Origin of the sequence: Ruegeria sp. HKCCA5426 (assembly GCF_013034585.1) — a bacterium.
Taxonomy (GTDB): domain Bacteria; phylum Pseudomonadota; class Alphaproteobacteria; order Rhodobacterales; family Rhodobacteraceae; genus Ruegeria.
Window position 1 is genome coordinate 1 of record NZ_WQGH01000001.1, and the last position, 26,074, is coordinate 26,074.

General features: G+C 58.0%; 26 protein-coding genes and 3 tRNA genes. 14 read left to right on the forward strand and 15 right to left on the reverse strand.

Annotated elements, in window-relative coordinates:
* Positions 1-254: 254 nt before the first annotated feature.
* Positions 255-338: transfer RNA gene (locus GOV87_RS00005), tRNA-Tyr, on the reverse strand.
* A 116-nt stretch (positions 339-454) separates the two neighbouring features.
* On the opposite strand from GOV87_RS00005, the gene rlmB reads away from it, so the two are divergent.
* The 4 genes from rlmB to GOV87_RS00025 all read left to right on the forward strand — a co-directional run bounded on the left by rlmB (position 455) and on the right by GOV87_RS00025 (position 2,751).
* Positions 455-1,228: a 23S rRNA (guanosine(2251)-2'-O)-methyltransferase RlmB gene (gene rlmB / locus GOV87_RS00010; protein WP_171120598.1), complete on the forward strand. Its 774-nt coding sequence runs from the start codon at positions 455-457 to the stop codon at positions 1,226-1,228.
* Positions 1,209-1,523 carry a hypothetical protein gene (locus GOV87_RS00015; RefSeq protein WP_171210713.1) on the forward strand — a complete coding sequence of 105 codons (315 nt, stop codon included), beginning with the start codon at positions 1,209-1,211 and terminating at the stop codon, positions 1,521-1,523. The genes rlmB and GOV87_RS00015 overlap by 20 nt, the downstream gene beginning before the upstream one ends.
* A gap of 108 nt (positions 1,524-1,631) precedes the next feature.
* Positions 1,632-2,081, forward strand: a complete 450-nt coding sequence (locus tag GOV87_RS00020; protein ID WP_254428665.1) for a YHS domain-containing (seleno)protein — start codon at positions 1,632-1,634, stop codon at positions 2,079-2,081.
* A 199-nt stretch (positions 2,082-2,280) separates the two neighbouring features.
* Positions 2,281-2,751 carry a CoA-binding protein gene (locus GOV87_RS00025; RefSeq protein WP_171210402.1) on the forward strand — a complete coding sequence of 157 codons (471 nt, stop codon included), beginning with the start codon at positions 2,281-2,283 and terminating at the stop codon, positions 2,749-2,751.
* A gap of 4 nt (positions 2,752-2,755) precedes the next feature.
* Here the strand turns inward: GOV87_RS00025 and GOV87_RS00030 are convergent, their stop codons facing one another.
* The 3 genes from GOV87_RS00030 to hisF are packed head-to-tail and all read right to left on the reverse strand — an operon-like array spanning position 2,756 to position 4,458.
* The gene (locus tag GOV87_RS00030; RefSeq protein ID WP_171210403.1) at positions 2,756-3,322 is read right to left on the reverse strand and encodes a hypothetical protein; all 567 of its coding nucleotides are present in this window, start codon (positions 3,320-3,322) and stop codon (positions 2,756-2,758) included.
* Between the two features lie 60 nt (positions 3,323-3,382).
* Positions 3,383-3,700, reverse strand: a complete 318-nt coding sequence (locus GOV87_RS00035; RefSeq protein WP_171120606.1) for a phosphoribosyl-ATP diphosphatase — start codon at positions 3,698-3,700, stop codon at positions 3,383-3,385.
* Complete coding sequence (gene hisF / locus GOV87_RS00040; protein WP_170384425.1) at positions 3,697-4,458, reverse strand: imidazole glycerol phosphate synthase subunit HisF; 762 nt, start codon at positions 4,456-4,458, stop codon at positions 3,697-3,699. Before hisF ends, GOV87_RS00035 begins: the two co-directional genes overlap by 4 nt.
* Positions 4,459-4,576: 118 nt before the next feature.
* Between hisF and GOV87_RS00045 the strand changes: the two genes are divergently transcribed.
* Positions 4,577-5,023, forward strand: coding sequence for a DUF302 domain-containing protein (locus tag GOV87_RS00045; RefSeq protein ID WP_254447283.1), 447 nt, complete (start codon positions 4,577-4,579; stop codon positions 5,021-5,023).
* Position 5,024: 1 nt separating this feature from the next.
* Here GOV87_RS00045 and hisA read toward each other — a convergent pair whose 3' ends face one another.
* Complete coding sequence (hisA, locus tag GOV87_RS00050; protein ID WP_171120610.1) at positions 5,025-5,744, reverse strand: 1-(5-phosphoribosyl)-5-[(5-phosphoribosylamino)methylideneamino]imidazole-4-carboxamide isomerase; 720 nt, start codon at positions 5,742-5,744, stop codon at positions 5,025-5,027.
* Between the two features lie 134 nt (positions 5,745-5,878).
* On the opposite strand from hisA, the gene GOV87_RS00055 reads away from it, so the two are divergent.
* On the forward strand, positions 5,879-6,280 hold the full coding sequence (locus tag GOV87_RS00055; protein ID WP_171120614.1) for a DUF2147 domain-containing protein: 402 nt from the start codon (positions 5,879-5,881) through the stop codon (positions 6,278-6,280).
* A gap of 4 nt (positions 6,281-6,284) precedes the next feature.
* Here GOV87_RS00055 and hisH read toward each other — a convergent pair whose 3' ends face one another.
* The gene (hisH, locus tag GOV87_RS00060; RefSeq protein ID WP_171210404.1) at positions 6,285-6,923 is read right to left on the reverse strand and encodes an imidazole glycerol phosphate synthase subunit HisH; all 639 of its coding nucleotides are present in this window, start codon (positions 6,921-6,923) and stop codon (positions 6,285-6,287) included.
* Positions 6,924-7,511 (reverse strand): imidazoleglycerol-phosphate dehydratase HisB, encoded by a 588-nt coding sequence (gene hisB / locus GOV87_RS00065; protein WP_171120619.1) that lies wholly within the window; start codon positions 7,509-7,511, stop codon positions 6,924-6,926.
* Between the two features lie 155 nt (positions 7,512-7,666).
* On the opposite strand from hisB, the gene GOV87_RS00070 reads away from it, so the two are divergent.
* On the forward strand, positions 7,667-7,906 hold the full coding sequence (locus tag GOV87_RS00070; RefSeq protein ID WP_050602861.1) for an Lrp/AsnC family transcriptional regulator: 240 nt from the start codon (positions 7,667-7,669) through the stop codon (positions 7,904-7,906).
* Position 7,907: 1 nt separating this feature from the next.
* On the opposite strand, the gene GOV87_RS00075 is transcribed toward GOV87_RS00070, so the two are convergent.
* The 7 genes from GOV87_RS00075 to GOV87_RS00105 all read right to left on the reverse strand — a co-directional run bounded on the left by GOV87_RS00075 (position 7,908) and on the right by GOV87_RS00105 (position 15,218).
* Positions 7,908-8,510 carry a hypothetical protein gene (locus GOV87_RS00075; protein WP_171210405.1) on the reverse strand — a complete coding sequence of 201 codons (603 nt, stop codon included), beginning with the start codon at positions 8,508-8,510 and terminating at the stop codon, positions 7,908-7,910.
* A 56-nt stretch (positions 8,511-8,566) separates the two neighbouring features.
* The gene (locus tag GOV87_RS00080; RefSeq protein ID WP_171210406.1) at positions 8,567-9,433 is read right to left on the reverse strand and encodes a GNAT family N-acetyltransferase; all 867 of its coding nucleotides are present in this window, start codon (positions 9,431-9,433) and stop codon (positions 8,567-8,569) included.
* An 84-nt stretch (positions 9,434-9,517) separates the two neighbouring features.
* Positions 9,518-9,592, reverse strand: a tRNA-Gly gene (locus GOV87_RS00085).
* A gap of 37 nt (positions 9,593-9,629) precedes the next feature.
* Positions 9,630-9,704, reverse strand: a tRNA-Gly gene (locus tag GOV87_RS00090).
* Between the two features lie 332 nt (positions 9,705-10,036).
* The gene (locus tag GOV87_RS00095) at positions 10,037-10,420 is read right to left on the reverse strand and encodes an MAPEG family protein (RefSeq protein WP_171120624.1); all 384 of its coding nucleotides are present in this window, start codon (positions 10,418-10,420) and stop codon (positions 10,037-10,039) included.
* 77 nt (positions 10,421-10,497) lie between these two features.
* The gene (locus tag GOV87_RS00100; RefSeq protein WP_171210407.1) at positions 10,498-13,935 is read right to left on the reverse strand and encodes a pyruvate carboxylase; all 3,438 of its coding nucleotides are present in this window, start codon (positions 13,933-13,935) and stop codon (positions 10,498-10,500) included.
* Between the two features lie 146 nt (positions 13,936-14,081).
* Positions 14,082-15,218, reverse strand: a complete 1,137-nt coding sequence (locus tag GOV87_RS00105; RefSeq protein ID WP_171210408.1) for an alpha-hydroxy acid oxidase — start codon at positions 15,216-15,218, stop codon at positions 14,082-14,084.
* A 246-nt stretch (positions 15,219-15,464) separates the two neighbouring features.
* Between GOV87_RS00105 and GOV87_RS00110 the strand changes: the two genes are divergently transcribed.
* The gene (locus tag GOV87_RS00110) at positions 15,465-17,858 is read left to right on the forward strand and encodes an ATP-dependent helicase (protein ID WP_171210409.1); all 2,394 of its coding nucleotides are present in this window, start codon (positions 15,465-15,467) and stop codon (positions 17,856-17,858) included.
* A 524-nt stretch (positions 17,859-18,382) separates the two neighbouring features.
* Here the strand turns inward: GOV87_RS00110 and GOV87_RS00115 are convergent.
* Positions 18,383-18,607, reverse strand: coding sequence for a DUF1127 domain-containing protein (locus GOV87_RS00115; protein WP_171210410.1), 225 nt, complete (start codon positions 18,605-18,607; stop codon positions 18,383-18,385).
* A 913-nt stretch (positions 18,608-19,520) separates the two neighbouring features.
* Here GOV87_RS00115 and mraZ point away from each other — a divergent pair.
* Genes mraZ through murF form a run of 6 tightly spaced genes read left to right on the forward strand, consistent with a single transcriptional unit; the run spans position 19,521 to position 26,065 of the window.
* Complete coding sequence (gene mraZ / locus GOV87_RS00120; RefSeq protein WP_170384396.1) at positions 19,521-20,024, forward strand: division/cell wall cluster transcriptional repressor MraZ; 504 nt, start codon at positions 19,521-19,523, stop codon at positions 20,022-20,024.
* A 4-nt stretch (positions 20,025-20,028) separates the two neighbouring features.
* Positions 20,029-21,021, forward strand: a complete 993-nt coding sequence (rsmH, locus tag GOV87_RS00125) for a 16S rRNA (cytosine(1402)-N(4))-methyltransferase RsmH (RefSeq protein WP_171210411.1) — start codon at positions 20,029-20,031, stop codon at positions 21,019-21,021.
* The gene (locus tag GOV87_RS00130) at positions 21,018-21,386 is read left to right on the forward strand and encodes a cell division protein FtsL (protein WP_171120635.1); all 369 of its coding nucleotides are present in this window, start codon (positions 21,018-21,020) and stop codon (positions 21,384-21,386) included. The genes rsmH and GOV87_RS00130 overlap by 4 nt, the downstream gene beginning before the upstream one ends.
* Positions 21,383-23,170 (forward strand): penicillin-binding protein 2, encoded by a 1,788-nt coding sequence (locus GOV87_RS00135; RefSeq protein ID WP_171210412.1) that lies wholly within the window; start codon positions 21,383-21,385, stop codon positions 23,168-23,170. The genes GOV87_RS00130 and GOV87_RS00135 overlap by 4 nt, the downstream gene beginning before the upstream one ends.
* A 22-nt stretch (positions 23,171-23,192) precedes the next feature.
* Complete coding sequence (locus GOV87_RS00140) at positions 23,193-24,674, forward strand: UDP-N-acetylmuramoyl-L-alanyl-D-glutamate--2,6-diaminopimelate ligase (RefSeq protein ID WP_171210413.1); 1,482 nt, start codon at positions 23,193-23,195, stop codon at positions 24,672-24,674.
* Entirely contained in the window at positions 24,671-26,065 is a 1,395-nt protein-coding gene (gene murF / locus GOV87_RS00145) for a UDP-N-acetylmuramoyl-tripeptide--D-alanyl-D-alanine ligase (protein WP_171210414.1), read from the forward strand. Before GOV87_RS00140 ends, murF begins: the two co-directional genes overlap by 4 nt.
* Positions 26,066-26,074: the final 9 nt, after the last annotated feature.

A 26,074-nucleotide genomic window follows, 5' to 3' on the forward strand; every position in this document is an offset into this window, starting at 1 on the left:
CTTAGTCCTCCGTTTCCTGAACATAACGGTGGACCCGTTCAGTTGGGGAGGCTCAGGACGGGTGGACGACTCAGGGTGTTACAGCACCCTGGGTCACTAAAATGAACATAATACTTTTCCAGACTTTGTCCAGACTGAGGAAGTCGTCGACGCGCATTCAAGGGCATTGGTGTGGAAATGATGGGAACACGGTGTAACCACCGCAAACACCGAAAGGCATGCAAATGAGCTATATTTTATTGGTGGATTGGAAGTGGTGGGCGACCCTGGAATCGAACCAGGCGTGCGTCTCCGCGAGGGAGTTACAGTCCCCTGCCACACCTTGCGGCCTGTCGCCCACTGTCAGGCGTTGCACCTGACGTGGAGGCGTGATTACTAGCGCCTTAAAGGAGCGTCAACAGGAAAATATCGCTTTGGCGCAGGAAACCGATTTCCCGGCCCGGAGGCCCAAGAAATGAAGAAACCCAAGTGGGTCGTTGAAAAGGAACAGGCGCGCAAAGCTGCGGCGTCGGAAACCGTCTGGCTGTTTGGTTTGCACGCTGTGCGCGACGCCCTAATGAACCCGGACAGGCAGAAGCTGCGCTTGATTGTGACCCGAAATGCGCGGGACAAGCTGACCGAAGCCATTGAGTTTGCAGGGATTGAGCCCGAGATGGTCGATCCACGCAAATTCACCGCCCCGATTGATCCGGGGTCTGTGCATCAGGGCGCGGCATTGGAAGTGAAGCCCTTGGACTGGGGGGGGCTGGCCGAGAACTGTATCGGGCGTGAACATCCGCGCGTGATCCTACTGGACCGCGTGACAGACCCGCACAACGTCGGGGCGATTCTACGCTCGGCCGAAGTGCTGGGGGCCAGCGCGGTTATCGGAACGCGCCATCATTCGGCACCGGAAACGGGGGCATTGGCAAAAACTGCAAGTGGGGCGCTGGAAAGGCAGCCGTACCTTCGTGTTCGCAATCTGGCCGACGCAATAGTCGAGTTGCAGGGTATGGGCTTTTTGGTGCTGGGGCTGGACGGCGAAGCGGACCTTACGATCGAGGCCACTTTGGACGGCAAACTGGATCACCCGGTGGCGTTGGTGCTTGGCGCCGAAGGGCCGGGTTTGCGCCAGAAGACCAAGGAAACCGTTGATCATCTGGTGAAAATCGACGCAGCGGGTGGGTTCGGGTCCTTGAACGTCTCAAATGCGGCTGCGATTGCCCTATATGCCTCAAGGCACAGATAAACAGGAGAGCACCATTTTCACGCCCTCAAAAATCGCCACCTGCTGCTACTGTGGAACCCGCGCGGCGCTGGTTCTAAAGGGAAAGCAGCGTCATGAGCTAAGTTGTTCAAGCTGCGGCGCGCCTCTGCACGACCTGAAAATGGTGCCCAAGCGCAAACTTTCGGACAGCAAGCCGGTTCGCAATGCCGCGAAAACCCAGCACCCGTACAAGAGCAAGAAGAAAAAGAGGAAGAAGGGTTTGTTTTCGCGCGTTCTGGATGAAGCCTGGGACGTGGTTGAAGATATCTTTGATTGAGGGGACGTATTCGCATCTCAGGCGATCACAAACTCGTTAATGGGGGTTTCGGATGTGTCAAAAAATTGCAAATTGATACACTGAACCTCAAACCATGACTTGGTGATTATGAACCGACGTTTCCTACTTGGCGCGATGGCCGCCACCCTGTTTGCTCCGGCGGCGTTTGCCCAGGACATGCCCGTCTTTTATCAGACGGACGGGGCAGTTATGGCCGGATATGATGCGGTTTCGTATTTCACCGAAGACACCCCGCGCCTTGGGCTTCCTGAATTTTCGGTAAAGTGGAAAGGTGCCGAATGGCACTTTGCCTCGGCCGAGAATCGCGATGCTTTCGAGATGAACCCAAGGGCCTATGCGCCCCAGTTCGGCGGATACTGCGCGTATGCCATGGCGATGGGAGAGTTGGTGAGTACAGACCCGAAGCTTTGGACAGTGATTGACGGACGGCTGTACCTGACGCACTCACCCGGGATCGAGCAAGTATGGAACACCGACACTGCAGAATACATCCGCATGGCCGAAGCACATTGGCCCACCGCGCTGTACGAGCAATAGGCGGGTTTCCGCTTTTTGTGATCTGTCATCACAAAATTGCGCACCCCCTCTTTTTTTCTCTCAACTTATGCCTAAATGTCACAGTGACCGCGGAACGGAACTGCCGCGGGTCATTTCACTGTCCCTCGTTCCAACAACTTGCGCTCAGGTTTTTACCTGGGCGCTTTTTTATTCTGTATCGTCCGAATAGGGTGGGCGCATGACCGAATACTCTGATGCGTTTCTGAAAGACATCCTCCAGCGAACCAAGTCGATTGCCGTTGTCGGTGTTTCGATAAATCCGGTGCGGCCAAGTTACTATGTGGCGCGTTATCTGTCGCTTAAGGGGTACACCGTTATTCCCGTGAATCCGGGCCATGCAGGCAAGCAGCTGTTTGGTCAAACAGTGCGGGCTTCGCTGTCTGATATTCCAGAGCAGGTGGATATGGTGGATATTTTCCGGCGCTCAGAAGCAGTTCCGCCAATCGTTGATGAGGCGCTTGGGGCATTTCCTGGTCTACGCACAATCTGGATGCAGATTGGCGTGGAAAATGACAAAGCCGCCGCCGTAGCCGAAGCACGCGGTGTTGATGTTGTGATGAATCGTTGCCCGAAAATCGAATATCAACGCCTTTTCGGAGAACTGCGCATGGGCGGCTTCGCGACCGGGGTCATATCGTCCAAGCTTTGAATGTTCAGGTGCCAGGCAGGGGCTTCAGTCGCGCGACTTGCTCTAGCCGTCGCTTTTCCAGAACGATTTCGCGCGGCACCCACTTGTATTTCGTATCTTCCGGCAGCGGAGACCAGAATAAGGTGCCACCGTACCGCCAGGGATCCAGTACGACACCATCATACATAGTTTCCCCTTTGCGGCTGATGATGGCGGTACTGTGGTCGATGCGGAACGGGTTATCTGCATTGGCGATGGCGCGATGCATCTCCAGCGTTTGGAAGCCTTCCTGATCCAGCCGCCGTTCGATGTCTTCGGCCCAATGCCAGCACAACCCCCGGGGGCGCAAACCCTTGTTGACCTTGGCGTTGTGAATCAGTGGGGGATCGGTGATTTCGTATTCCTGTGCTAACTGCGCGGTATAGGAATAAGCGATGCGCGCCGCGCGCTCTGCTTCTTCGGGGTCGATATCCGGGCCAAGGCTGCGAATTTCGGCCGCAAGCCGCTGAACCTCGTCTCCGGTTGACTGCGGTGCGACTGAACAGGCACCCAGTATTCCAAGCGCAAATACAAACGCCAAAGCTTTGATCATATCCGCGCCTTCAATCCGTGAACCTTGCCGAACCACATTACGAGATTGCGAGGGCAGGCGTCACCCCTTTGGTCGCGCTGCCTTTTCTTCCAGGCCGCTGACGCCCTGACGCCGCGCCAGCTCATCCAACACATCGTCCAAAGCGACGTCACGCGCGGCCAGCATTACGAGAAGATGATACAACACATCCGCAGCCTCAGACGTCAGTTTTGCCTGATCGCCTTTGACAGCCTCGATAATCGCCTCGACGGCCTCTTCCCCGAACTTCTCGGCGCATTTTTCCGGGCCTTTGGCCAGCAGCTTGGCGGTCCAACTGCTGTCTGGGTCAGTCTTTTTGCGGGCCTCAATGGTTGCGGCCAGATCTTGCAGGATGCTCATGTCAGCCTCATCGGAATGCCTGCGGCGGCCATATGCTCTTTGGCCTCGCGGATTGTGTACTCGCCGAAATGAAAGATCGAGGCGGCAAGAACAGCGCTTGCGCCGCCTTCGGTCACGCCTTCTACCAGATGGTCGAGATTGCCAACACCACCAGAAGCGATAACCGGAACGTCTACGGCGTCGGAAATGGCGCGGGTCAGAGGCAGGTTGAACCCAGCTTTCGTGCCGTCGCGATCCATCGAAGTTAGCAGGATTTCCCCGGCACCCTTGGCGACCACGGTTTTCGCGAATTCAACTGCGTCGATACCTGTGGGCTTGCGCCCGCCATGGGTGAATATCTCCCATTTTCCGGGGCTGACGGTTTTGGCGTCGATCGCGCAGACGATGCACTGGCTGCCAAACTGATCCGCCGATTCCGCGATCACATCCGGGTTCGCCACAGCCGCCGAATTGAAGCTGACCTTGTCAGCACCGGCCAGCAGTAGGGCGCGCACGTCTTCTTTGGTGCGCACACCGCCGCCCACGGTCAGAGGCACAAAGCACTGTTCGGCAGTCCGTTGGACCACATCGAACATGGTGCCTCGGTTTTCATGGGTGGCGTGGATATCGAGAAAACAGATCTCATCGGCTCCGGCCGCGTCATAAGCTTTTGCCGACTCTACCGGATCGCCCGCATCACGCAGGCCAACAAAATTGACGCCCTTGACCACACGGCCATCGGCGACATCCAGACAGGGAATGATGCGGGTTTTTAGCATGTGGTATCCTCTATAGCGGGCACCTCTAACGGCAAAGCCCCGCCGATGCCAGACTTGTGATTGCCGCACGGCGCAAAGCTGTGAAAACTGGGGTGAAATTCAATAAAGGAATTCCGATATGCACAAACTGATACTGGCAACGTTTCTGATTTTCGGAGGTACTCTGTCCGCTATGGCTGACGATATTATCAAAATCCCTACAGACAAATCTGTCGCTGAAGCACTGGATGCGCTCGAGGCAGCCGTTGGCAATGCGGGCGCAACCGTATTCGCCCGGGTCGACCATGCAGCCGGTGCCGAAAAAGTTGGTACCCCGATCCCCGCCAATCAGGTCCTGATCTTTGGCAATCCTGCGTTGGGCACACCCGCGATGCAGATCGACCCGAGGGCCGGCCTGTTCCTGCCATTGAAGGTTCAGGCCTATCAAGACGCTGATGGTCAGGTTTGGCTGGCCTATGAAGACCCCAAAGAGACAATGGACGAGTTGGACGAGGTCGAGAATTCGCCGGTGATCGACAAAATGCGCGGCGCATTGGCCAAGTTGACTGCTGCGGCCGCGCAGTAACCTAGTTCAGGGCGCGGATGGCTTCGGCCAGATCAATCGCGCCGTCGTAAAGTGCGCGCCCTGAAATCGCGCCGTCCAGTTCCACGCCGCAATCACGCAGAGCGATCAGATCGTCCAAAGAGCTGACGCCGCCTGACGCGATCACTGGAATTGACACGGCCCGGGCAAGGTCGGCAGTTGCCTCGATATTGGGGCCCTGCATGGCTCCGTCGCGGTTGATGTCAGTATAGATGATGGCCGCAACGCCCGCGTCCTCGAAGCTGCGGGCAAGATCGGTTACTTGCACGTCCGTTTCTTCGGCCCAGCCTTTGGTGGCAACCATGCCGTTGCGGGCATCGATGCCCACGGCGACCTTGCCGGGGAATTCACGCGCCGCCTCGCGCACCAGGTCAGGGTTCTCAACTGCCACAGTGCCCAGAATAACCCGCGCCAGTCCTTTGTTGATCCAAGTTTCGATGGTGGCCATGTCGCGGATGCCGCCGCCCAGTTGTGCGGGTACGTTGCAGGCCGCCAGAATCGCCTCGACCGGTGCAGCATTGACAGGCTCGCCCGCGAAGGCACCGTTCAGATCAACCAGATGCAGCCAGTCACAACCGGCATCAACGAAGGCTTTGGCCTGCGCCGCAGGGTCTTCGTTGAATACGGTTGCCTTGTCCATTTCACCGCGCAGCAGGCGCACGGCCTGGCCGTCTTTGAGGTCGATAGCGGGGTAGAGGATCATTTTGGGCGGCCCTATATCAGAGTTGTACGCGCTGGATATCGCACAAGCTGGATAGGGGATGCAACGCGACGTGGGGTTAATCTTGCCGGTTCGGTTGCTGCGCGACACAGTACCGCCATCTAAGGGAGAACATCATGAAACATTCAATCATTGCAGCGGCAGCCCTGTGCGTTTTTTCCACGGTTGCATCGGCTGACCCAGTTGACGGTCTGTGGAAGACCGAACCCGGCGACGAAGGCGGCTATCTGCACGTGACGATTGCACCGTGCGGCAGTGCGATCTGCGGTACCATCGACACCGCGTTTGATGGCAACGGCAATCAGCAACTTTCCTATGAGAACCTGGGCAAAAAGATCATCTGGGACATGGAGCCCGAGGGCAACGGCGCTTATGACAACGGCAAGATCTGGGCGCCGGACCGGGACAAGACCTATAACTCGAAGATGACGCTGGACAGCCAGAATGCGCTGACCGTCAAGGGTTGTGTCGCGGGTGGTCTGGTCTGCCGTGGTCAGACCTGGACCCGCGTTCAATAAGGGCTCAGGGGGCCCAGGTAAGGAAATTCCCGATCATACGCAGGCCCACATCCTGGCTTTTTTCGGGATGAAATTGCATACCAATCATCGTGTCGCGGCCGATCACGGCCGTGACTTCCTGACCATAATCCACATAGGCCAGCCGTTGCGCCGGATCGGTGACGCGAAAATGGTAGGAGTGGACGAAATAGGTATGGTCGCCCGACTTCACCCCGTCAAAGACCGGGTGATCACATTCGAGAACCAGATTATTCCAGCCCATATGCGGCACCTTTAGCGCGCTGTCAGAAGGAGCGATGCGCACGACGTCCCCGGCAACCCAGTTCAGACCGTCAGTCTCGTTGTATTCATGGCCTTTTGACGCCATCAGCTGCATCCCGACGCAGATACCCAGAAACGGTCGCCCCTTTTGCTCAACCGCCTCGACCATGGCGTCATAGATACCTTTGTGGCCCCGCAACTCGGCAGCGCAGGCGGGAAACGCGCCGTCGCCCGGCAGAACCAGACGATCCGCGCGCGCAACGACGTCTGCGTCCGAGGTCACAACCACCTCGCCCGCATTCAACTCACGCGCCATGCGTTGAAACGCCTTCTCTGCCGAGTGCAGATTGCCGCTCTCATAGTCGATAATGGCTGTCAGCATTTACAGCGCGCCCTTGGTGGACGGAATCGCATCGGCCTTGCGCGGGTCGGTTTCAACCGCCAGACGCAACGCGCGCGCGACCGCCTTGAACGCTGCCTCGGCAATGTGGTGGCTGTTGAACCCGTGCAATTGGTCGATATGCAGTGTGATGCCGCCATGGGTGGCCAGCGCCTGAAAGAACTCACGCACTAATTCGGTGTCGAACGTGCCGATCTTGGGCGTGGGCAGGTCGACATTCCAGATCAGGAACGGACGGCCAGACAGGTCCAGCGCGCAGCGTACCTGCGCATCATCCATAGGCAGGTGGCATTCGCCATACCGGCGGATGCCCTTCTTGTCACCCAACGCCTGCGTCAGCGCCTGACCCAGCGCAATCCCCGTATCCTCGACGGTGTGGTGGTCGTCGATGTGGTAATCACCCTTGGCGCGGATCGTCATGTCGATCAGCGAATGGCGCGCAAGCTGGTCCAGCATGTGATCGAAGAACCCGACGCCTGTCTGGTTGTCATACTGGCCGGTGCCGTCCAGATTGACCTCGACCGAGATTTCGGTCTCGGCGGTCTGACGGCTGATCTTTGCGCTGCGCATGGGCGAATTCCTTTTGCTACAGCCGCGCTTATAGACGCGGAGGGGCAGCACATTCTAGACCGCATCTGTCATTCCCGCCAAACTGTTGCAGGGGATTGCACCCCGGCGCGGCCCGTGCCAGCCTGCACGCAACCTGAACAACCAAGGCCCGGCCCATGTCCACCTGCGTCTTCATCCAAATCCGTTGTAAACCCGGCACAACATACAAGGTGGCCGAGGAAATCGCCCTGCGCGAAATCCATTCCGAGCTGTATTCGACCAGCGGCGAATACGACCTGCTGCTAAAGCTCTATATCCCCGAGACCGAAGATGTCGGGCATTTCATCAACGAACATCTGCTGGTGATACCGAATATAGAAAGGTCGCTGACTACGATGACATTCAAGGCGTTCTAGATCAGGCGACCGTCTCGGCGGGCGGGTCTATCGGTATGGTCCCGCTTAACAAAACGCCCCTGCGCGATTGACGGTCTGTTGCGCCCGCACGCAGGAAGCGCTGACATCCAAAAAGCACCATGAGCGGAACCGCCAGCGTTATCAGGTAGTTCTGTCCCATGGCTGCGGACCAGACAATCCCGGCGACGCACAGCGCCAACATTGCCGTGGAATGGATGCGCATTTGCTTGGCGCTTTTTGCGTCATAGGTCAGAAAGCCTTTGGCTGTGAACAGGGTCAACACAACGCCCGTTACGAAAACACTGCCCAGCACAAGTGAGTCGATATTGCCGATCAATAGATCAGCTGCGTTCCGGCTGCCGGACAGCACCAGAATTTCGATCAAAGGTGTTATGACCACCATGAAAATATTGATCCCCAACAAGATGGGATGTGCGCGCAGAACCCGTTTGACATACGCCAGGCACACAAGGGTCGCGAGCACGGTTCCGACCCACCCGGCCAGGCGCAAATCGTCAGTGGCACGGGACAGGATCAAAAAGCTGATCCCCGGCAGGTTCTCGAACATGTCCTGCAACAGCCGTTTTTGGTGTTCTCCCAGCATGCATAAAGTCCCTGCGCATAAGGTTGGACGTCGAAGCGGGGTTTCGAAACCTGGCGTTAGCCAAGTTCGAACGTGGTCACTCCGAAGATTCGGTTGAGGTCAATTTCCGGTTCGTGATCGGAATACATCCGGGCGGTTTCGAAGACTTTGGTCAACCCTAACTGTCTGGCCATTGCAAACGCGGCATCGTTGGGTTGTGGCATGTCGACAAAGACGTCGTGATCGTGATGATCTTGGGCTACAGCGGCCAGTAAGCTGGCCAAAAGTGCCTGCGCGATGCCAACCTCATCCGCAAAAAGTGGACCAACTTTGTAACCCGATCGGCAGGGGCGCAGGGTGGCATAGCCCTTTATCTGACCGTTCTCGGAATAAACGCGTGAAATATGATCCGATGCGCCCAGCCAGCTTTGCAGGAACGCGTCGCGCGGGGCAGGGAACAATTTACGATCATAGGCGCGCAGCGCGTTTGTGGCAGATTCCAGTGGTGCAACGCCGTTACCCAGCACCTGACCAAGTTCCGGTAGGACTTCACCGATGGTCCCGCCGAACCGATAATTGTTATAGGCAAAGGAAAAGCCTGACTTTCGGTAGTTGTCCTGCTGCTCGACCACGCCATCCAGCCCCATATTGCGCCCCTCGCAATGCGCTAGAGCATGCTGCGCGATCTCTAGCCCGTGACCGTGGTGACGAAACTCGGGGCGCACGATGTAAAAACCCAGGAAGGCAAACGCGTCATCGTAGTTCACCGCTGAAACCGAGGCGATCATGTCCCCATCAAGGAACCCGCCCAAGAACCCTTCCGGGTCAGTGGAGCGGAAACATTCCGCATCGCGCAAGCCCGGGTTCCATCCTTCGCTGCCTGCCCAATCGACGGCATACTGCAACTCTACGGCCGAAAGGGGCCGGATAGAATAATCTGACATCGTTAAAATCCTGCAATCGTTAATGCCAATACAATGGCGCAACATTCGGCAGGAAACCAGAAAAGTTTAGGAAACAATCGTATCTGGAGCGGGCGAGGCGATTCGAACGCCCGACCCTAACCTTGGCAAGGTTATGCTCTACCCCTGAGCTACGCCCGCATCAGATACATATGTGTCGGTCCTAAAGACCTCTCAATGGAGCGGGCGAGGCGATTCGAACGCCCGACCCTAACCTTGGCAAGGTTATGCTCTACCCCTGAGCTACGCCCGCGCCGTTGAGTGAGGAGGGATGTATAAATTCCCAAGCGGGGCTGCAAGCGGAAAAACGCATCTCTTGGAAAATTTCTTTTTTGGCGACGGAACTCTTCTGTGAATGCGTTGAAGGTTCAGAGAGTTGCAAAAAACGACGGAGGTGACAGGTGAAACCCAAAGAAAGATACAAAATCACGGCATTGGCCATTTTAATGACAATTGCCGCGATCTTATCGCATATTCCAGCAGAGCAGAGCGTCGAGCCAACTCAGGTCTGGACGTCGGCCCATACGATAGTGTCCAAACCTCTGACAGGCTGAACGCCTTTCGGCGTTTCAGCCGGAGAACAACTCAAAGCGCTAGAACAAGGTTGGCGACAGCAGCAATCAGCAAAACAGCGAATGTCAGAATCATGCCCATCTGACGCAGAATGACGATCTGCGGTGTTTTGCCGAACCCATAGGCGTGGAACACCCTGCCCGTCAGTAGGCCAAGGCCCAGAATGTTCACCAATACGCCCCCGGCACCCTGAAGCTCGACCATCGCGATCAGCAACAAGGCAAACGGCGCGTATTCCGCAAAGTTGGAATGCGTGCGAATGGACTTGAGCATACTGTCGTCACCAGAGTCGCCGTAGGAAATCTTCTGTGTCCGGCGCGTATTGATGACCCATCCGCTGAGAAAGACATAAACGATTGCCAGCAAAGCGGCGTAGATCGGTGTAATGGACAACATGGTTTCCTTCCTTAACTTACGAAAAAGGCCGCCCGGTTGTCCGAGCGGCCCGTCACTTGATCATGAAACTAGAGCGTTCACTCCAGTTCGACCAGCAGGTCCTTTGCGTCAATCTGGCCACCGGGCTGGACATGAGTGGCCTTGACCACCGCGTCACGTTCGGCATGGATGCCGGTTTCCATCTTCATAGCTTCGATGGTTAGCAACAGATCACCTTCTTCGACCTCTTGACCGGCGGATACGGCTACGGTCGCAACAACCCCCGGCATTGGCGCGCCGATATGGTTGGGATTGCCCGCCTCGGCCTTGGGTCGGGCCTGTGTGGATGACGTCACCAGACGGTTAGGAACCCGGATCACACGGGGTTGGCCGTTGAGTTCAAAGAACACTTTGACCTCACCATTTTCGTCAGTCTCACCGATCGCCTGACAGCGGATTTCCAGCGTCTTTCCGGGGTCGATTTCGGCCGTGATCTCTTCGCCGGGGTCCATGCCATAGAAGAAGGTGCGCGTGGGAAGGGTCCGGACCGGACCATAGACCCGGTGGCGGCCCATATAGTCGAGGAACACCTTGGGATACATCAGGTACCCGTTCAGGTCCTCATCATCGACCTCTTTACCTTCCAACTGTTTGGACAACTCGGCGCGGGTGGCCTCAAGATCGACGGCGGGCACGTCCTTGCCGGGGCGTTCGGTGTTGGGTGCCTCATCCTTCAGCACCTTCTTGATGATCGTATCGGGGAACCCGCCCGGAGGCTGGCCCAGATTGCCGCGCATCATATCGACGACCGAGTCGGGGAATGCCACATCCGTATCCGCGCTTTCCACGGCATCGCGAGTCAGGCCCTGGCTGACCATCATCAGCGCCATGTCACCCACCACCTTGGACGAGGGCGTCACTTTCACGATATCACCGAACATCTGGTTCACGTCCGCGTACATCTGCGCGACCTCGTGCCAGCGTTCCTCCAGTCCCAAAGACCGTGCTTGCGCCTTGAGGTTGGTAAACTGACCGCCGGGCATTTCGTGCAAATACACTTCAGACGCCGGGGCCTGAAGGCCGGATTCGAAGGCCGCGTACTGGCCGCGCACGGCCTCGAAGTAATCGCTGATCTCGCGGATCGCCTTGATGTCCAGCCCGGTGTCGCGATCGGTGTGGCGAAGGGCCTCGACCACGGTGCCCAACGTCGCCTGAGAGGTGTTGCCGCTGAAGCTGTCCATGGCGCAATCCACTGCGTCCACGCCCGCCTCGGATGCCGCCAGAATGGTGGCGCTGGCGATACCTGCGGTGTCGTGGGTGTGGAAATGGATCGGCAGCCCAACTTCTTCTTTCAGCGCGCGGATCAGAATCTTGGCCGAGGCTGGCTTCATCAGCCCCGCCATATCCTTCAGTCCCAGCACATGCGCGCCCGCGTCGCGCAGCTCTTTCGCCATGCCGACATAATATTTCAGGTCATACTTGGCACGATCGGGGTCCAGAATATCGCCGGTATAGCAAACGGTGCCTTCACAGATTTTGCCGTTCTCGACGACTGCATCCATAGCTACTCGCATATTCTCGACCCAGTTGAGCGAGTCGAACACACGGAACACGTCGATGTTCTGCGATGCTTGCCGGACAAACTCCTGCACCACATTGTCGGGATAGTTGGTATACCCAACCCCGTTCGCGCCACGCAGCAGCATCTGGGTCATCAGGTTCGGCATCGCCTCGCGCAGGTCGCGCAGTCGTTGCCACGGGCATTCCTGAAGGAACCGATAAGCCACGTCGAACGTCGCACCGCCCCAGCATTCTACGCTGAACAGTTGCGGCAGGTTCGCCGCATAAGTCGGAGCGACCTTGATCATGTCGATCGACCGCATCCGGGTGGCCAACAGTGACTGATGCCCGTCGCGCATGGTCGTGTCGGTGATCAGCAACTGCCGCTGGGCCTTCATCCAGTCGGCCACAGCGTGCGGACCTTTTTGTTCAAGCAGGTTGCGCGTGCCCATCTGCGGCTCGGCCTTCAGTGCGGGGGGCTTAGCCTCTTTCAGATCGGCGCGGGGTTCGGGGCGGTCCTTGGTTTCGGGATGCCCGTTCACGGTGATGTCCGCGATATAGGTCAGAACCTTGGTGCCCCGGTCGCGGCGGCGCTGAAAGCTGAACAAGTCGGGCGTCGTGTCGATGAATTTAGTGGTGTATTCGTTCGACAGGAAGGTCGGGTGTTTCAGCAGGTTGATAACAAAGTCGATATTGGTGCTGACGCCGCGAATACGGAATTCGCGCAGGGCGCGGTCCATCCGCGCTATTGCGGCCTGCGGCGTGGGGGCCTTGGCCGTCACCTTGGTCAGCAACGAGTCGTAATACCGCGTGATCACCCCACCTGCGTAGGCCGTGCCTCCATCCAGACGGATGCCCATCCCGGTGGCCGAGCGATAAGCAGTGATGCGGCCATAATCGGGGATGAAGTTGTTCTGCGGGTCCTCGGTGGTGACGCGGGTCTGCAGCGCGTGGCCGTTCAGATGCACATCCGACTGGCTGGCCGCTCCGGTGGCCTCGGCCAGAGTCTTCCCCTCGGCGATCAGAATCTGCGCCTGCACGATGTCGATACCGGTGACTTCCTCGGTGACGGTGTGTTCGACCTGTACGCGGGGGTTCACTTCGATGAAGTAGAACTTGCCGGTTTCCATATCCATCAGGAATTCGACCGTGCCCGCGCATTCGTAGTTCACATGGGCGCAGATCTTGCGGCCCAACTCACAGATCTCTGCACGCTGTTCGTCGGAAAGATACGGGGCAGGGGCGCGTTCCACAACCTTCTGGTTGCGGCGCTGCACCGAGCAGTCGCGTTCATAGAGGTGGTAAATCTCACCATGCTTGTCGCCCAGAATCTGCACTTCGACATGGCGGGCGCGGGTGATCATCTTTTCCAGATAGCCTTCGCCATTGCCAAAGGCGGCTTCGGCCTCGCGGCGGCCTTCCAGAACTTTTTCTTCCAGCTCATCCTCGGATTCGATGGGGCGCATCCCGCGTCCGCCGCCGCCCCAAGATGCTTTCAGCATCAAGGGATAGCCGATCTCGGCGGCCTCAGCACGGATCGCATCCATGTCGTCACCTAGAACCTCGGTCGCCGGGATGACCGGCACGCCTGCCTCAATCGCAACGCGCCTGGCACTGGCCTTGTCACCAAGGGCGCGCATTGTTTCGGCCTTGGGGCCGATGAAGGTGATGCCGTTTTGCACACAGGCATCCACGAAATCGGGATTTTCCGACAACAGGCCGTAACCGGGATGGATCGCATCAGCACCGCATTCCTTGGCGACGCGAATGATCTCATCAATGCTGAGATATGCTGCAACCGGGCCCATCCCTTCACCGATGCGATATGCCTCATCCGCCTTGAAACGATGCAAGCCCAGCTTGTCTTCTTCGGCGAAGACAGCGACGGTGCGTTTGCCCATCTCGTTGGCTGCGCGCATCACGCGAATGGCAATCTCGCCGCGATTGGCGATCAGGATCTTGTTAAAGTCGGTCATGTCAGTTCCCGGTCCTACTTCTTTGGCCGTGTTGATAGGCGGACAATACGCGCACGTATATCAGTCGTTCTGGGTAGAACCGGCATGTTAACGCTCGCAAACGCCTTCTGTTAGCGCTATCTTATTACACGCGCTGCGCTGCGGCATCAATCCAGTGTTAGGCTAGGTGGGATCTGCCCCAGATTTTCGGCGCCCAGTTGGCCCATATTCGCCTGTAGATCCTGCCGCAAAATGTCGATCACATGCGCTGGTCCATTCTGACCTAATGCGGCCAAACCGTACATGAAGCCACGGCCCAGCATGACAAAATCAGCCCCAAGTGCCAGCGCACGCAGTATGTCCAGCCCGCTTTCAACCCCGCTGTCGAAGATAAGGGGAAGGTCGGTCGCCGCCCGGATCGCTGGCAGGGCCTCAATACTGGATGGTGCTCCATCAAACTGCCGCCCCCCGTGATTCGAAATCCAGATCGCGTCAACGCCGGCCTTCTTGAGGGGCTCTGCGTCCTCGGCCCGCATCACGCCTTTGACGATCAGATTGCCATCCCATGCATCGCGCAGCCAGTGCACATACTCCATATCCGGCGATGTTCTGAGCAGATACCCGACATGCGCCGTCGGGGGCAGGTTGCTGGAGTTGTCGGTGTATTTGTCCAGTGTCCGCATCCTTGGCGGGCCACTACGTGCCATTGCCATTGCCCATGCCGGACGCTGCGCAATCTGCATCAGCAAGCGCGGGGTCAGTTTAGGTGGGTTGGTCAGGCCAGACCGCGTCTGGCGTTCGCGTCGTGACGCAACGGGAACATCAGCAGTCATTACCAGTGTCGAAAATCCCGCCTGTTTTACTCGATCCAGCAAGTCCCGGCGAATGTCGGGGTCTTTTGGCGGGTAAAGCTGAAACCACGCATTCTGTCCCAGATGAGGGGCCACATCCTCGGGGCTTTGCGTGGCGACGTTTGACAGGGTAAAGGGCAGGCCAGCCGTCGCTGCCGCCCGGGCTAACAACCCCTCGGCGTCGGGCCAGATCAACCCCGCCATGCCGATCGGTGCGACTCCAAACGGCAATGGATAGGTTTGACCCAAAAATCGACGCTGTGTGTCAAACTCCAACGGGCCATGCAGGATCGACGGCAGAAACCCCATGCGATCCAGTGAGACCCTGTTGCGTTGCAAAGTTGCCTCGGACCCGGTTCCGCTATCCAGATACTCCCACACGAAATGTGGTATCCTGCGTTGGGCGCGGCGTTTTAGGTCGGCAATTCCGGGATAGCTGCTGTGTAGGTCCATATGGATTGATCAGACCTAAGGCGCGATTCGGCAAGGACATTACCCTTTTGGCGCGTTTGGTTTCACTTTCTGGCACCCGTAAATCTGACGGTAAACATCGGACACAAGCGTTGAAAGAAGGCCAATGTTCTGTCGGACCACCATACCAATCCGAGTAGAATTGGTGTGAAGTCAATGCGGAATGTCTTGTGAACAAGGCGTGAACAAACTCTTTCCCTCGCGGCGTAACCAGCGTAGTTTGAGGATATGAGCAGTTTCGACGAAATGGACGCCTTCGAAGGCGCATCGCTGTCTGCGCGGGCCATGGCCGCGCGGCCTATGCCTTATCTGGACGAATTGAATCCAGCGCAGCGTGAAGCTGTCGAGCGGTTGGATGGTCCTGTGCTGATGTTGGCTGGTGCCGGGACAGGTAAAACCAAGGCGCTGACGGCGCGGATAGCCCATCTGCTCAGTACTGGACGCGCGCGACCCAACGAAATTTTGTCGGTCACTTTCACCAATAAGGCCGCGCGCGAGATGAAAGAACGTGTGGGCCGCCTGCTAGGACAACCCGCCGAGGGGATGCCGTGGCTGGGGACGTTTCACTCGATCTGCGTCAAGCTGCTGCGCCGTCACGCGGAACTGGTCGATCTGAAATCGAATTTCACCATTCTGGATACGGATGATCAGCTACGGCTGCTCAAGCAACTAATCCAAGCGGCCAATATTGATGACAAACGCTGGCCCGCGCGAATGCTGGCGGGGATTATCGACGATTGGAAGAACCGTGCTCTGACACCCGATAAGGTGCCCGCTGCAGATGCGGGGGCGTATAACAACAAAGGTATTGCGCTGTATGCCCAATACCAAACCCGCCTACGCGAGCTGAACGCGGTCGATTTCGGTGACCTCCTGTTGCACATGGTCACGATTTTTCAGACCCACGCGGATGTTCTTGAGCAATATCAACGCTGGTTCCGGTACATTCTGGTGGACGAGTATCAGGATACCAACGTCGCCCAATACCTGTGGCTGCGGCTGTTGGCCGGGGCGCATAAGAATATCTGTTGCGTGGGCGATGATGACCAGTCGATCTATGGCTGGCGCGGGGCCGAGGTGGGCAACATCCTTCGGTTCGAAAAGGATTTCCCAGGCGCGTTCGTGGTGCGGCTGGAACAGAATTACCGCTCGACCCCGCATATTCTGGCCGCAGCTTCGAACGTCATTCGCGGCAATGAAAACCGTCTGGGTAAAGAGCTGTGGACGGATGCCGAAGACGGCCACAAGGTCAATCTGATCGGCCACTGGGATGGCGAGGAAGAGGCCCGTTGGATCGGTGAGGAAATCGACGCCTTGCAGGGTGGAACGCGCGGAATTCGTCCTATGAATCTGGATGAGATCGCCATCCTTGTCCGTGCCTCGCACCAGATGCGCGCCTTCGAGGATCGGTTTCTGACCATTGGCCTGCCCTATAAGGTGATCGGTGGCCCTCGGTTCTATGAGCGGATGGAGATTCGCGATGCCATGGCCTATTTCCGGCTGGTGGTCAGCCCCGGCGACGATCTGGCGTTTGAGCGAATTGTGAACACGCCGAAACGAGGTTTGGGCGACAAGGCGCAGCAGACGATCCAAATGACCGCGCGTGAACACGGTGTTTCGCTGGTCGATGGCGCGCGGATTGCGGTCGACAATGGGCTAATTAAGGGTAAAGGTGGCAAGGCGCTGCGCGAGTTAATCGAGGGGCTGGCGCGCTGGAACGCGATGACGCGCGGCCCGAGGATTGAGGTCGAGGATGATACGGTCATCGACAACGGCGCACCCCTTCGTTTTGGTGAGCCTGAAGTATCGCATATCGAACTGGCGCAGATCATTCTGGATGAATCCGGCTATACGGCCCATTGGCAGAATGAAAAGACGCCCGAGGCACCGGGGCGGTTGGAAAACCTCAAGGAACTGGTCAATCAGTTGGACAATTTCGAGAATCTGCAAGGATTCTTGGAACATGTCAGTCTGGTTATGGATAACGAGCAGGACAGCGACGGCGCCAAGGTCTCGATCATGACGCTGCATGCGGCCAAGGGGTTGGAGTTTCCAGCCGTGTTCCTGCCGGGCTGGGAGGATGGCTTGTTCCCGTCACAGCGGTCAATGGACGAATCCGGTATCAAGGGGCTCGAGGAAGAGCGGCGCTTGGCCTATGTGGGAATTACCCGCGCCGAAGAAGTTTGCACGATTTCCTTTGCTGCAAATCGGCGGGTGTTCGGGCAATGGCAGAACTCCATGCCTTCGCGATTCATTGATGAATTGCCGGAAGATCACGTGGAAGTTCTGACGCCTCCGGGTCTTTACGGTGGGGGGCAGGTTACGGCCAGCATCGAAAGCCGAGCAGCCGAAGCGAATGTCTATAATTCCCCGGGCTGGAAAAGGATGCAGGCGCGTCAGGGGCAATATGGGACGTCTCAGCCCCGCGAAAGCCGGAACACTGTGATTGATGCGACAGCGGTGGCCAGTTTCACCTTGGGTGAACGGGTGTTTCACCAGAAGTTCGGCTATGGCGCGGTGATCGGAATTGAGGGTGACAAGGTCGAAGTCGATTTCGACAAGGCCGGGGTGAAGAAGGTCGTCTCGCGTTTCTTATCTGCCAAGGATGACGTGCCGTTCTGAGTTTTTGCGAGGCTCTGCCTCGCGCTCCGAAGTATTTTGAACAGAAGAAGCAGGGGGCGTTTGCGTCCCCTTTTTTGTTTTTGGGCAAAGAAAAACGGCGGTTTCCAGGGAGGAGGAGAGGAAACCGCCGTTCTTTGCAACATCGAGACAGGGAGGAGGAGAGTCCCGATGTATCCGAACCCGGGTTTGATCCCGGTATGTGTAAGTCGCGACGACACCAGGGAGGAGGAGAGGTGTCGTCGCGCTCTTTCAACATCAGGGCAGGGAGGAGGAGAGCCCCGATGTATCCGTCTCCGGGTCTGATCCCGGTATCTGTAAGACGCGGCGACGTCAGGGAGGAGGAGAGACGTCGCCGCGCGCTTTCAACACCGGGAAAGGGAGGAGGAGTACCCGGTGTGTCGGTTTCCGGCAGGTTGGGCCGGTATTTAGTGCAGCGGCATCAGGGAGGAGGAGAGATGCCGCTGCTGTAATACAGGTCCTAAAGGGAGGAGGAAGGACCTGATCTCGGTTATGTCGTGCCGCGATTAACGCGCGGCGAATTCTTCTGCGGCCTGAAGTGCCAGCCGGCGGATCATCGAGCGGTGCAGGCCCAGATCGGTCAGTTCGCGGTTCGAAAGTTCAGACAGTTCATTTACGGTCTGACGATAGACGCGGTGACGCGCGTACCGGGCCTTTGCGGCCTCGATCAACGAAGCCAAGCCGGTTGCGGGCGCGTTCTTCAGCGCAGTATGATGTGTTGCTACAGCCATGTGCGTAACCCGGTTTGTATGTTGTCGCCGGAGTGTTCCAGCGCTTGCTTGGTTACAAAAATAGGCAAATGCTGCGCCTGCACAATAGCCTACGTAGTCATTGCTGCTATGCAGCAAACGCATGGATATCAACAAGTTGTAAACCTTGCGGTGAAAGTGCCTTTAAAATATGACTTTTGGCCGCTTGCGCATGAGGGGCATCGCCTCGGCGCGATTTCAGGGTGCATGGGTTTGCCCCTTGAATGGGCGGCATATTCCGAAATTTGTGCATATTGTAAATCCCGTCTTGAGAGTTGAGGCGCGGGCTGCGAGAAATTTAGAGCTATGGGAATTCGTGGGCCGCGCCGTGGGCTGCAGTTGAATTTAGGTGGTGCAGCCATGACTGAGGCTGGGTGATTCGACTAATTTTGTGCGGTGTTGCCGTGTGGTTGGGCTGGGAATCACAAAAATTTAAAAATTTTTGGGAAATCATGGGATAAATTGGGTCAGCGTGAACTCAACTATATATGGTGTATATTTTCTGCAAACAGACAATTTGTGGTGCAATTAGTGGTCTTTCCTTTTGGTTGCGGCCTTATTAGGATGGGTCTTCAGTCATGAGTGGGCGAATATTCCTATTGATTTCCATGAATTCCCATGTCATCCCTTATGCATCCGATGAGGACGAGGCACATGGGGCACCAAACGACCCCGAACCAATAAAATTCAGGTTTCATACAGGCATCTCGCTTTCATCACTCAAGAGATCCGGCGCGCGGGCGAGCAGACATCCCCCCAGGTGGCGCGCGCAGCTGGACTTCCCGCTCAGCGGGTCAATGCGGCGGGTTGATCAGTGGCAGCAGATCAACCCGCCGTTTTTCATCCGGGGGGAACGTGAATTTTAGGTGGGGCGCAAGCGAAAGGGACAGTCGTCTTGGCGCGCAGGTTTAGAGGTGAAAGCCACCATAAGGTGGACACGAAGGGCAGGGTCTCGATCCCGGCCTCTTTTCGCCGTGTGCTTGAATCCTGTGACCCCAATTGGCAGCCCGGCGATAATCCAGAGCTTGTTATTGTCTACGGCGATCACCGCCGGAAGTTTCTTGAATGCTATACGATGCGGGCGATCGACGAGGTTGATGACAAGATCGACGCGCTGCCGCGTGGTTCGATGCAGCGGAAACTGCTGCAACGCATGTTCCACGGTCAGTCTTTCCCGACCACGGTGGATGAGACAGGTCGTCTGGTGTTGCCTGCTAAGTTGCGCAACAAGATCGGACTTGAGGGCGAGGCGTTCTTTATTGCCGCCGGGGACACGTTCCAGATTTGGAAGCCCGAAACATATGAATCGGAAGAACTGGCTTCGGCCGAAGAATGGTTGGACGAACAGCCAGGGGACTTTGACCCTCTGGAGTTCCTAGACGGCACCGGGGATGCGTAACGGCATGGCCGGCGCTGAAACCCCCACCGAAAAACCCCACATCCCTGTCCTTCTGCGTCCGTTGCTTGCGACCGTGGCGCCTGTCTCGGGCACCTGGCTCGACGGCACCTTTGGAGCGGGAGGGTACACGCGCGGCTTGCTGGAAGCCGGGGCCGAGAAGGTTATCGGTGTGGACCGTGATCCGCTGGCATTTGAGATGGCCGCTGATTGGGTGGGTGGATACGGTGACCGACTGGTGATGCAGCAGGGTGTGTTCTCTCGCATGGATGAATACGCACAGAATCTGGATGGGGTGGTGTTGGACCTTGGGGTCTCGTCCATGCAGTTGGATCAGGCGGAGCGTGGTTTTTCCTTCATGAAAGACGGTCCGCTGGATATGCGGATGAGTCAGGAAGGCGAGAGTGCTGCCGATTTGGTCAACACAGCGACCGAGGCGCAACTGGCCGACATCCTTTTCCATTTTGGCGAGGAACGCGCTAGCCGCCGGATTGCCAAGGCGATTGTGAAGGCGCGGGCCGAGGCACCGATTACCACAACACTGCGGCTAGCTGAGATTATCGAATCCTGCCTCCCGCGTTCGAAGCCGGGTCAATCGCATCCGGCGACACGCAGCTTTCAGGGCCTGCGGATCGCGGTGAACGCGGAATATGAAGAGCTTTTCCAAGGGCTTATGGCTGCGGAACGTGCTTTGAAGCTGGGCGGGCAACTGGCCGTTGTTACATTCCATTCTATCGAGGACCGCATGGTCAAACGGTTCTTTCAGTCGCGTGCTGGCAAGACCGGGCGTGCAAACCGCTATGCGCCTGAGGTGGAGCAGGACCAGCCTCAGTTTACGCTTAAGACGCGCAAGGCTGTTGGACCGGATGAACAGGAATTACAGGAAAATCCGCGCGCGCGCTCGGCCAAGCTGCGTGTCGCTGTGCGGACCGAGGCACCGGCGGGGGAAATTGATGCCCGCGCCATTGGGATGCCGCAACCTGGGGGAAGGGCAAAATGAAAAGTGTTTTGTATGCGTTGACTGCCTTGGCCGTGTTCGGATTGGCGCTTTGGGCGTATCAAGAGAACTATCGCACCCAGCAGGTCGTTAAGGAAACGCAGAAGTTGCAGCGCGAGATTGGCGTGGCTCAGGTCCGGCTTGCGGTTTTGAACGCGGAATGGGCGTATCTTAATCGCCCTGATCGACTGCGCGAACTGGCCGATCTGAATTTTGAACGTCTGGGTTTGCTACCCCTTCGTGCCGAGCAGTTCGGGCGCGCTGACCAGATTGCATATGCAGAAGACCCTGACTTGCCGATCGTAGACCCGTTTGAGCTGCAGTCGCTGACTAACATTCAGGCTTTGGGCGAGGTGCAGATCCCATGACGCGCACGCCCCTCCGACCTCTGGCCCGTATCCTTGATGCACGCGCGCGGGGGGAAAACCCCAAGGCCATCGAACGTGAAAATATCAGGAAGCGCCACGAAGACATGAAGGATCACGCCCGCGCCCGTGCAGAAGGGCGGCTTCTGGTGCTTGGCCTGTTCTTTTTCTGTGCCTTTGCAGTGGTTGGGTTTCGCATGGGGATGCTGGCAACATCCGAGGCGCAAGAGCCGCTGGCCAGCGCCCCCGGTGCCGCGATTGCCATGCAGCGGGCCAATATCGTCGACCGCGAGGGGCGTATTCTGGCAACCAATCTGGACACCTATTCGGTCTATGCCCAGCCGCCCCTGATGATCGACCCGGTGGCCGTCGCTGATCAGTTGGTCGCGATTTTCCCTGATCTGGAAAAAGAACGTCTGGTCAAGGATTTCACCGGCGACCGCAAGTTCCTGTGGATCAAAAAGCGTATCTCGCCGGAACAGAAACAAGCCGTTCACGACATCGGTGATCCCGGCATCCTGTTCGGCCCGCGTGAGATGCGGCTGTACCCTAACGGCAAGCTGGCCGCGCATATTCTTGGCGGATCGGGATTCGGGCGTGAAGGCGTCAGCGCAGCCGAGGTGATCGGTGTTGCCGGGGTCGAGAAACAGTTTGATGACTATCTGCGCAACCCGGCCAATGGGAACAAGCCGCTGCAACTGTCATTGGACCTGACCATTCAGGCTGCGGTCGAGCAGGTTCTGTATGGCGGCATGAATATCATGAACGCCAAGGGTGCCTCGGCCGTTTTGATGAACGCGCATACGGGTGAAGTGATCTCGGCGGCGTCGTTGCCGTCATTTGACCCAAACGACCGTCCGCGCCCGCCGACCTCGGGGTTTGATCCGTCTGACAGCCCCTTGTTCAACCGCTATGTGCAGGGCGTGTACGAGCTGGGATCGGTTTTCAAGATCTTCACGGCCGCGCAGGCGGTGCAACTGGGGCTGGTGAATTCTGAGACAATCATCGACACGTCTGGGCCTATGCGGATCGGACGCTTTCCAATTGGTGAGTTCAACGGCAAGAACTATGGCAAGATCAGCGTCGCGGATGTGATTGTTCACAGCTCGAACCGGGGGACCGGGCGGCTGGCGTTGCAGATCGGCGCGCAGCGTCAAAAGGAGTTCTTGCGCGCGCTCGGCATGTTCGAACCCACACCGTTTGAGATTGTCGAAGCCGCGGGTGGCGAGCCCCTCAAGCCCAAGAAGTGGGGCGAGCTGAGTACCGTTACCATTTCCTATGGTCATGGGCTGTCGACCAGCCCAATGCATCTGGCAGCCGGTTACGCGGCGATCGCCAATGGCGGGCACTACGTCAGTCCAACGGTGTTGCGTAAGAACGGCCCTCAGTATGGTCCCCGTGTGCTGTCACATGGTGCCGCGCTTCAGGCGCAAAAGATGTTGCGCAAGGTGGTCACGGACGGGACGGCCAGTTTCGGGGACGTGGCGGGGTATGATGTCGCAGGTAAAACCGGCACAGCCGACAAGCCGAAGCCACGCGGCGGTTACTATGACGACAAGGTCATCGCGACGTTCGCGACGATCTTTCCGGCCTATGATCCCAAATACGTTCTGATCGTCACGCTGGACGAGCCGTCCATCGTTGCCTACGGCGAAAAGCGCCGGACGGCGGGCTGGACAGCGGTGCCCGTGGCGGCCGAATTGATTGGTCGTGTCGCGCCCTTGCTGGGCTTGCGTCCCCGGCTTGAGCCTGAGGCGCGCGCTGCTATAACGCTGACCTCAAATTAGACTGTCCGGCAAGAGGTGGGCGATGGGCACAAGGACAAAGAAACTCAGCCAACTGGCCCTGACCGCCCGAGGTGGCGCAAACCCGGAAATAACCGGGTTGGCCGTCGATAGTCGAGAGGTCAAGGACGGCTACTTGTTCGCAGCCCTTCCCGGAACGCGGGTTCACGGGGGCGAGTTTATCCAGTTCGCCCTGCGGATGGGCGCTGCGGCCATCCTGACGGATGCCGAGGGCGCTGTGATCGCGGCGGATGAGTTGTCGGGCTCGGATGCGGCGCTGGTCGTCGTTGAAGACCCTCGTCAGGCGCTGGCGGGATGTGCGGCGCTTTGGTTTGGCTCTCAACCGCAGACTATCGTTGCCGTGACCGGGACAAACGGCAAGACGTCGGTCGCGACCTTTGTACGTCAGATCTGGATGGAGCTGGGCCACGCCGCGGTCAATCTTGGCACAACCGGTGTCGAAGGTGCCTGGACCGCGCCTCTGGCCCATACCACGCCAGAGCCTATAACCCTGCACCGTTGTCTCGCAGAAGCGGCAGAAAACGGTGTGACCCATGCCGCGATGGAGGCGTCGTCGCACGGTTTGGAACAACGGCGCCTGGACGGGGTGAACCTGACTGCGGCGGGCTTTTCAAACTTCACGCAGGACCATCTGGACTACCACGAAACGTTTGAGGCCTATTTTGCGGCCAAGGCCGGTCTGTTCGATCGCGTTCTGCCGCAGGACGGAACCGTCGTTATCAACATGAGCGACCCCAAAGGGCTGCAAGTCCGCAAGATCGCCGAAGACCGGGGGCAGGATGTGCTGACCGTTGGTTTGGGTGATGCAGACCTGTGTCTGATGAACCAGCGTTTCGATGCCACGGGTCAGGACCTGCGCTTTTCGTGGAAAGGAAAGGTCTTTCAAACGCGCCTGAACCTGATTGGGGGATTTCAGGCCGAGAATGTCCTTTTGGCCTGCGGGCTTGTGATCGCGGGCGGAGATGATCCCGAGCGCGTTTTTGAAACCTTGCCGCACCTGACAACCGTGCGTGGACGAATGCAACTGGCTGCAACGCGAGAGAATGGGGCGGCGGTGTTCGTGGACTACGCCCACACGCCGGATGCGGTTGCGACTGCGCTCAAGGCGATGCGCCCGCATGTCATGGGTCGGCTGATTGCAATCGTTGGCGCGGGTGGCGATCGGGATGCGGGAAAGCGCCCTTTGATGGGCAAGGCCGCGGCGAACAACGCCGATGTGGTATTTGTAACGGATGACAACCCGCGCAGCGAAGACCCCGCAGTGATCCGCGAGGCCGTGATGCAAGGGGCACCGGGTGCAACCGAAGTCGGAGACAGGGCCGAGGCCATTCTCCGCGGTGTCGATGCCTTGCAACCCGGCGACGCGCTGCTGATTGCAGGCAAAGGGCATGAAACAGGCCAGATTGTTGGCGATCAGGTGCTGCCATTTGACGATGTAGAACAGGCCAGCATAAGCGTCGCCGCACTTGACGGGAGGGTCGCATGACTTTGTGGACCGCATCCGAAGCCGCCGAAGCAACCGGTGGGCGTGCTACAGCGGATTGGACAGCAAACGGCGTGTCCATTGACACGCGAACGCTGCAGCCCGGCGATCTTTTCGTAGCGTTGACAGCGGCGCGCGACGGGCATGAGTTCGTTGCGCAGGCATTGGAAAAAGGGGCAGGTGCAGCGCTTGTGTCCCGTGTGCCCGAAGGTGTGCCCGAAGATGCGCCGCTGCTGATCGTGGACGACGTTCAGGCAGGGTTGGAGGCGCTGGGGCAGGCCGCGCGTGCGCGCACGGATGCGCGGGTGATGGGCGTTACGGGCAGCGTCGGGAAAACCTCGACCAAGGAAATGCTGTCTACTATCTTGGAAGCGCAGGGAAAAACACATGCCAGCGTTGCCAGCTACAACAATCATTGGGGTGTTCCTCTGACATTGGCCCGGATGCCGCGCGACACCGACTACGCGGTAATCGAGATTGGCATGAACCACCCCGGAGAGATCGCGCCCTTGGCGCGGCAGGCCCGCCCGCACGTGGCATTGGTAACGACCGTGGCGGCTGTCCACCTAGAGGCGTTCGAGTCCGTTGCCGGAATCGCCCATGAAAAGGCTGCGATTTTCGAAGGTCTGACCAAAGGTGGCGCGGCGATCGTCAACGCGGATGTGGAACACGCAGAAATTCTACGCGAGTGTGCAATGGAAAACGGGGCTGGGGTCGTAGAGTTCGGGCGATCCGCTGTGGATTATGTGCTGAAAGATGTCACGCAGGCCTCGGATTCGGTACATGCGTCGGCGACCGTGGGCGATGTCCCATTCAAGTTTGACGTACAATCTGCCGGCACGCATTTTGCGATGAACGCGCTGGGGGCATTGGCCGCCTGTGTAGAGATGGGCGTTGAACTGGACGACGCGATTACTGGGTTGGCCCGGTGGTCTCCGGTCAAGGGGCGCGGGGTGCGAGAGCAGATTGCGCTGATTGCGGGCGGTCAGGTCGAATTGCTGGACGACAGTTATAACGCCAACCCGACCTCGATGGAGGCCGCGCTGGATGTGCTGGCCGCGTCGCAGGGTGACCGTAGGATCGCGTTCTTGGGCGATATGAAAGAGTTGGGCGCACAAGAAGCCGAAATGCACGCCAATATGGCCCACGTGGATGCCATGCAACGTGTTGATCGTGTTCATTGTATCGGCCCACTGATGAAGACGCTTCACGACGCTTTGCCGGACGAAAAACGCGGCCTCTGGTTTGAAACCAGCACTGAAATGGTCGCGCGTTTGCCAGAGCTGATCCGAGCCGGTGATACCGTATTGGCCAAAGGCTCTCTGAGCATGGCTTTGGCGCAGATTGTTGACGGTTTGCGGAAAGTGGGGCAAGGGAGCGCGCCTGACCCATGATCGCCGCAC

Bases quoted from the DNA above. Each gene is read 5' to 3' on its own strand.
- murF (WP_171210414.1), top strand. From the start codon at position 24,671: ATGACTTTGTGGACCGCATCCGAAGCCGCCGAAGCAACCGGTGGGCGT.
- GOV87_RS00055 (WP_171120614.1), top strand. From the start codon at position 5,879: ATGAAACATTCAATCATTGCAGCGGCAGCCCTGTGCGTTTTTTCCACG.
- hisF (WP_170384425.1), bottom strand. From the start codon at position 4,458: ATGCTAAAAACCCGCATCATTCCCTGTCTGGATGTCGCCGATGGCCGT.
- GOV87_RS00130 (WP_171120635.1), top strand. From the start codon at position 21,018: ATGAAAAGTGTTTTGTATGCGTTGACTGCCTTGGCCGTGTTCGGATTG.
- hisH (WP_171210404.1), bottom strand. From the start codon at position 6,923: ATGCTGACAGCCATTATCGACTATGAGAGCGGCAATCTGCACTCGGCA.
- rsmH (WP_171210411.1), top strand. From the start codon at position 20,029: ATGGCCGGCGCTGAAACCCCCACCGAAAAACCCCACATCCCTGTCCTT.
- GOV87_RS00075 (WP_171210405.1), bottom strand. From the start codon at position 8,510: ATGCTGGGAGAACACCAAAAACGGCTGTTGCAGGACATGTTCGAGAAC.
- GOV87_RS00110 (WP_171210409.1), top strand. From the start codon at position 15,465: ATGAGCAGTTTCGACGAAATGGACGCCTTCGAAGGCGCATCGCTGTCT.
- hisB (WP_171120619.1), bottom strand. From the start codon at position 7,511: ATGCGCAGCGCAAAGATCAGCCGTCAGACCGCCGAGACCGAAATCTCG.
- GOV87_RS00020 (WP_254428665.1), top strand. From the start codon at position 1,632: ATGAACCGACGTTTCCTACTTGGCGCGATGGCCGCCACCCTGTTTGCT.
- GOV87_RS00115 (WP_171210410.1), bottom strand. From the start codon at position 18,607: ATGGCTGTAGCAACACATCATACTGCGCTGAAGAACGCGCCCGCAACC.
- GOV87_RS00105 (WP_171210408.1), bottom strand. From the start codon at position 15,218: ATGGACCTACACAGCAGCTATCCCGGAATTGCCGACCTAAAACGCCGC.
- rlmB (WP_171120598.1), top strand. From the start codon at position 455: ATGAAGAAACCCAAGTGGGTCGTTGAAAAGGAACAGGCGCGCAAAGCT.
- GOV87_RS00035 (WP_171120606.1), bottom strand. From the start codon at position 3,700: ATGAGCATCCTGCAAGATCTGGCCGCAACCATTGAGGCCCGCAAAAAG.
- hisA (WP_171120610.1), bottom strand. From the start codon at position 5,744: ATGATCCTCTACCCCGCTATCGACCTCAAAGACGGCCAGGCCGTGCGC.
- GOV87_RS00140 (WP_171210413.1), top strand. From the start codon at position 23,193: ATGGGCACAAGGACAAAGAAACTCAGCCAACTGGCCCTGACCGCCCGA.
- GOV87_RS00025 (WP_171210402.1), top strand. From the start codon at position 2,281: ATGACCGAATACTCTGATGCGTTTCTGAAAGACATCCTCCAGCGAACC.
- GOV87_RS00095 (WP_171120624.1), bottom strand. From the start codon at position 10,420: ATGTTGTCCATTACACCGATCTACGCCGCTTTGCTGGCAATCGTTTAT.
- GOV87_RS00080 (WP_171210406.1), bottom strand. From the start codon at position 9,433: ATGTCAGATTATTCTATCCGGCCCCTTTCGGCCGTAGAGTTGCAGTAT.
- GOV87_RS00135 (WP_171210412.1), top strand. From the start codon at position 21,383: ATGACGCGCACGCCCCTCCGACCTCTGGCCCGTATCCTTGATGCACGC.
- GOV87_RS00070 (WP_050602861.1), top strand. From the start codon at position 7,667: ATGTCCACCTGCGTCTTCATCCAAATCCGTTGTAAACCCGGCACAACA.
- GOV87_RS00030 (WP_171210403.1), bottom strand. From the start codon at position 3,322: ATGATCAAAGCTTTGGCGTTTGTATTTGCGCTTGGAATACTGGGTGCC.
- GOV87_RS00100 (WP_171210407.1), bottom strand. From the start codon at position 13,935: ATGACCGACTTTAACAAGATCCTGATCGCCAATCGCGGCGAGATTGCC.
- GOV87_RS00015 (WP_171210713.1), top strand. From the start codon at position 1,209: ATGCCTCAAGGCACAGATAAACAGGAGAGCACCATTTTCACGCCCTCA.
- GOV87_RS00045 (WP_254447283.1), top strand. From the start codon at position 4,577: ATGCACAAACTGATACTGGCAACGTTTCTGATTTTCGGAGGTACTCTG.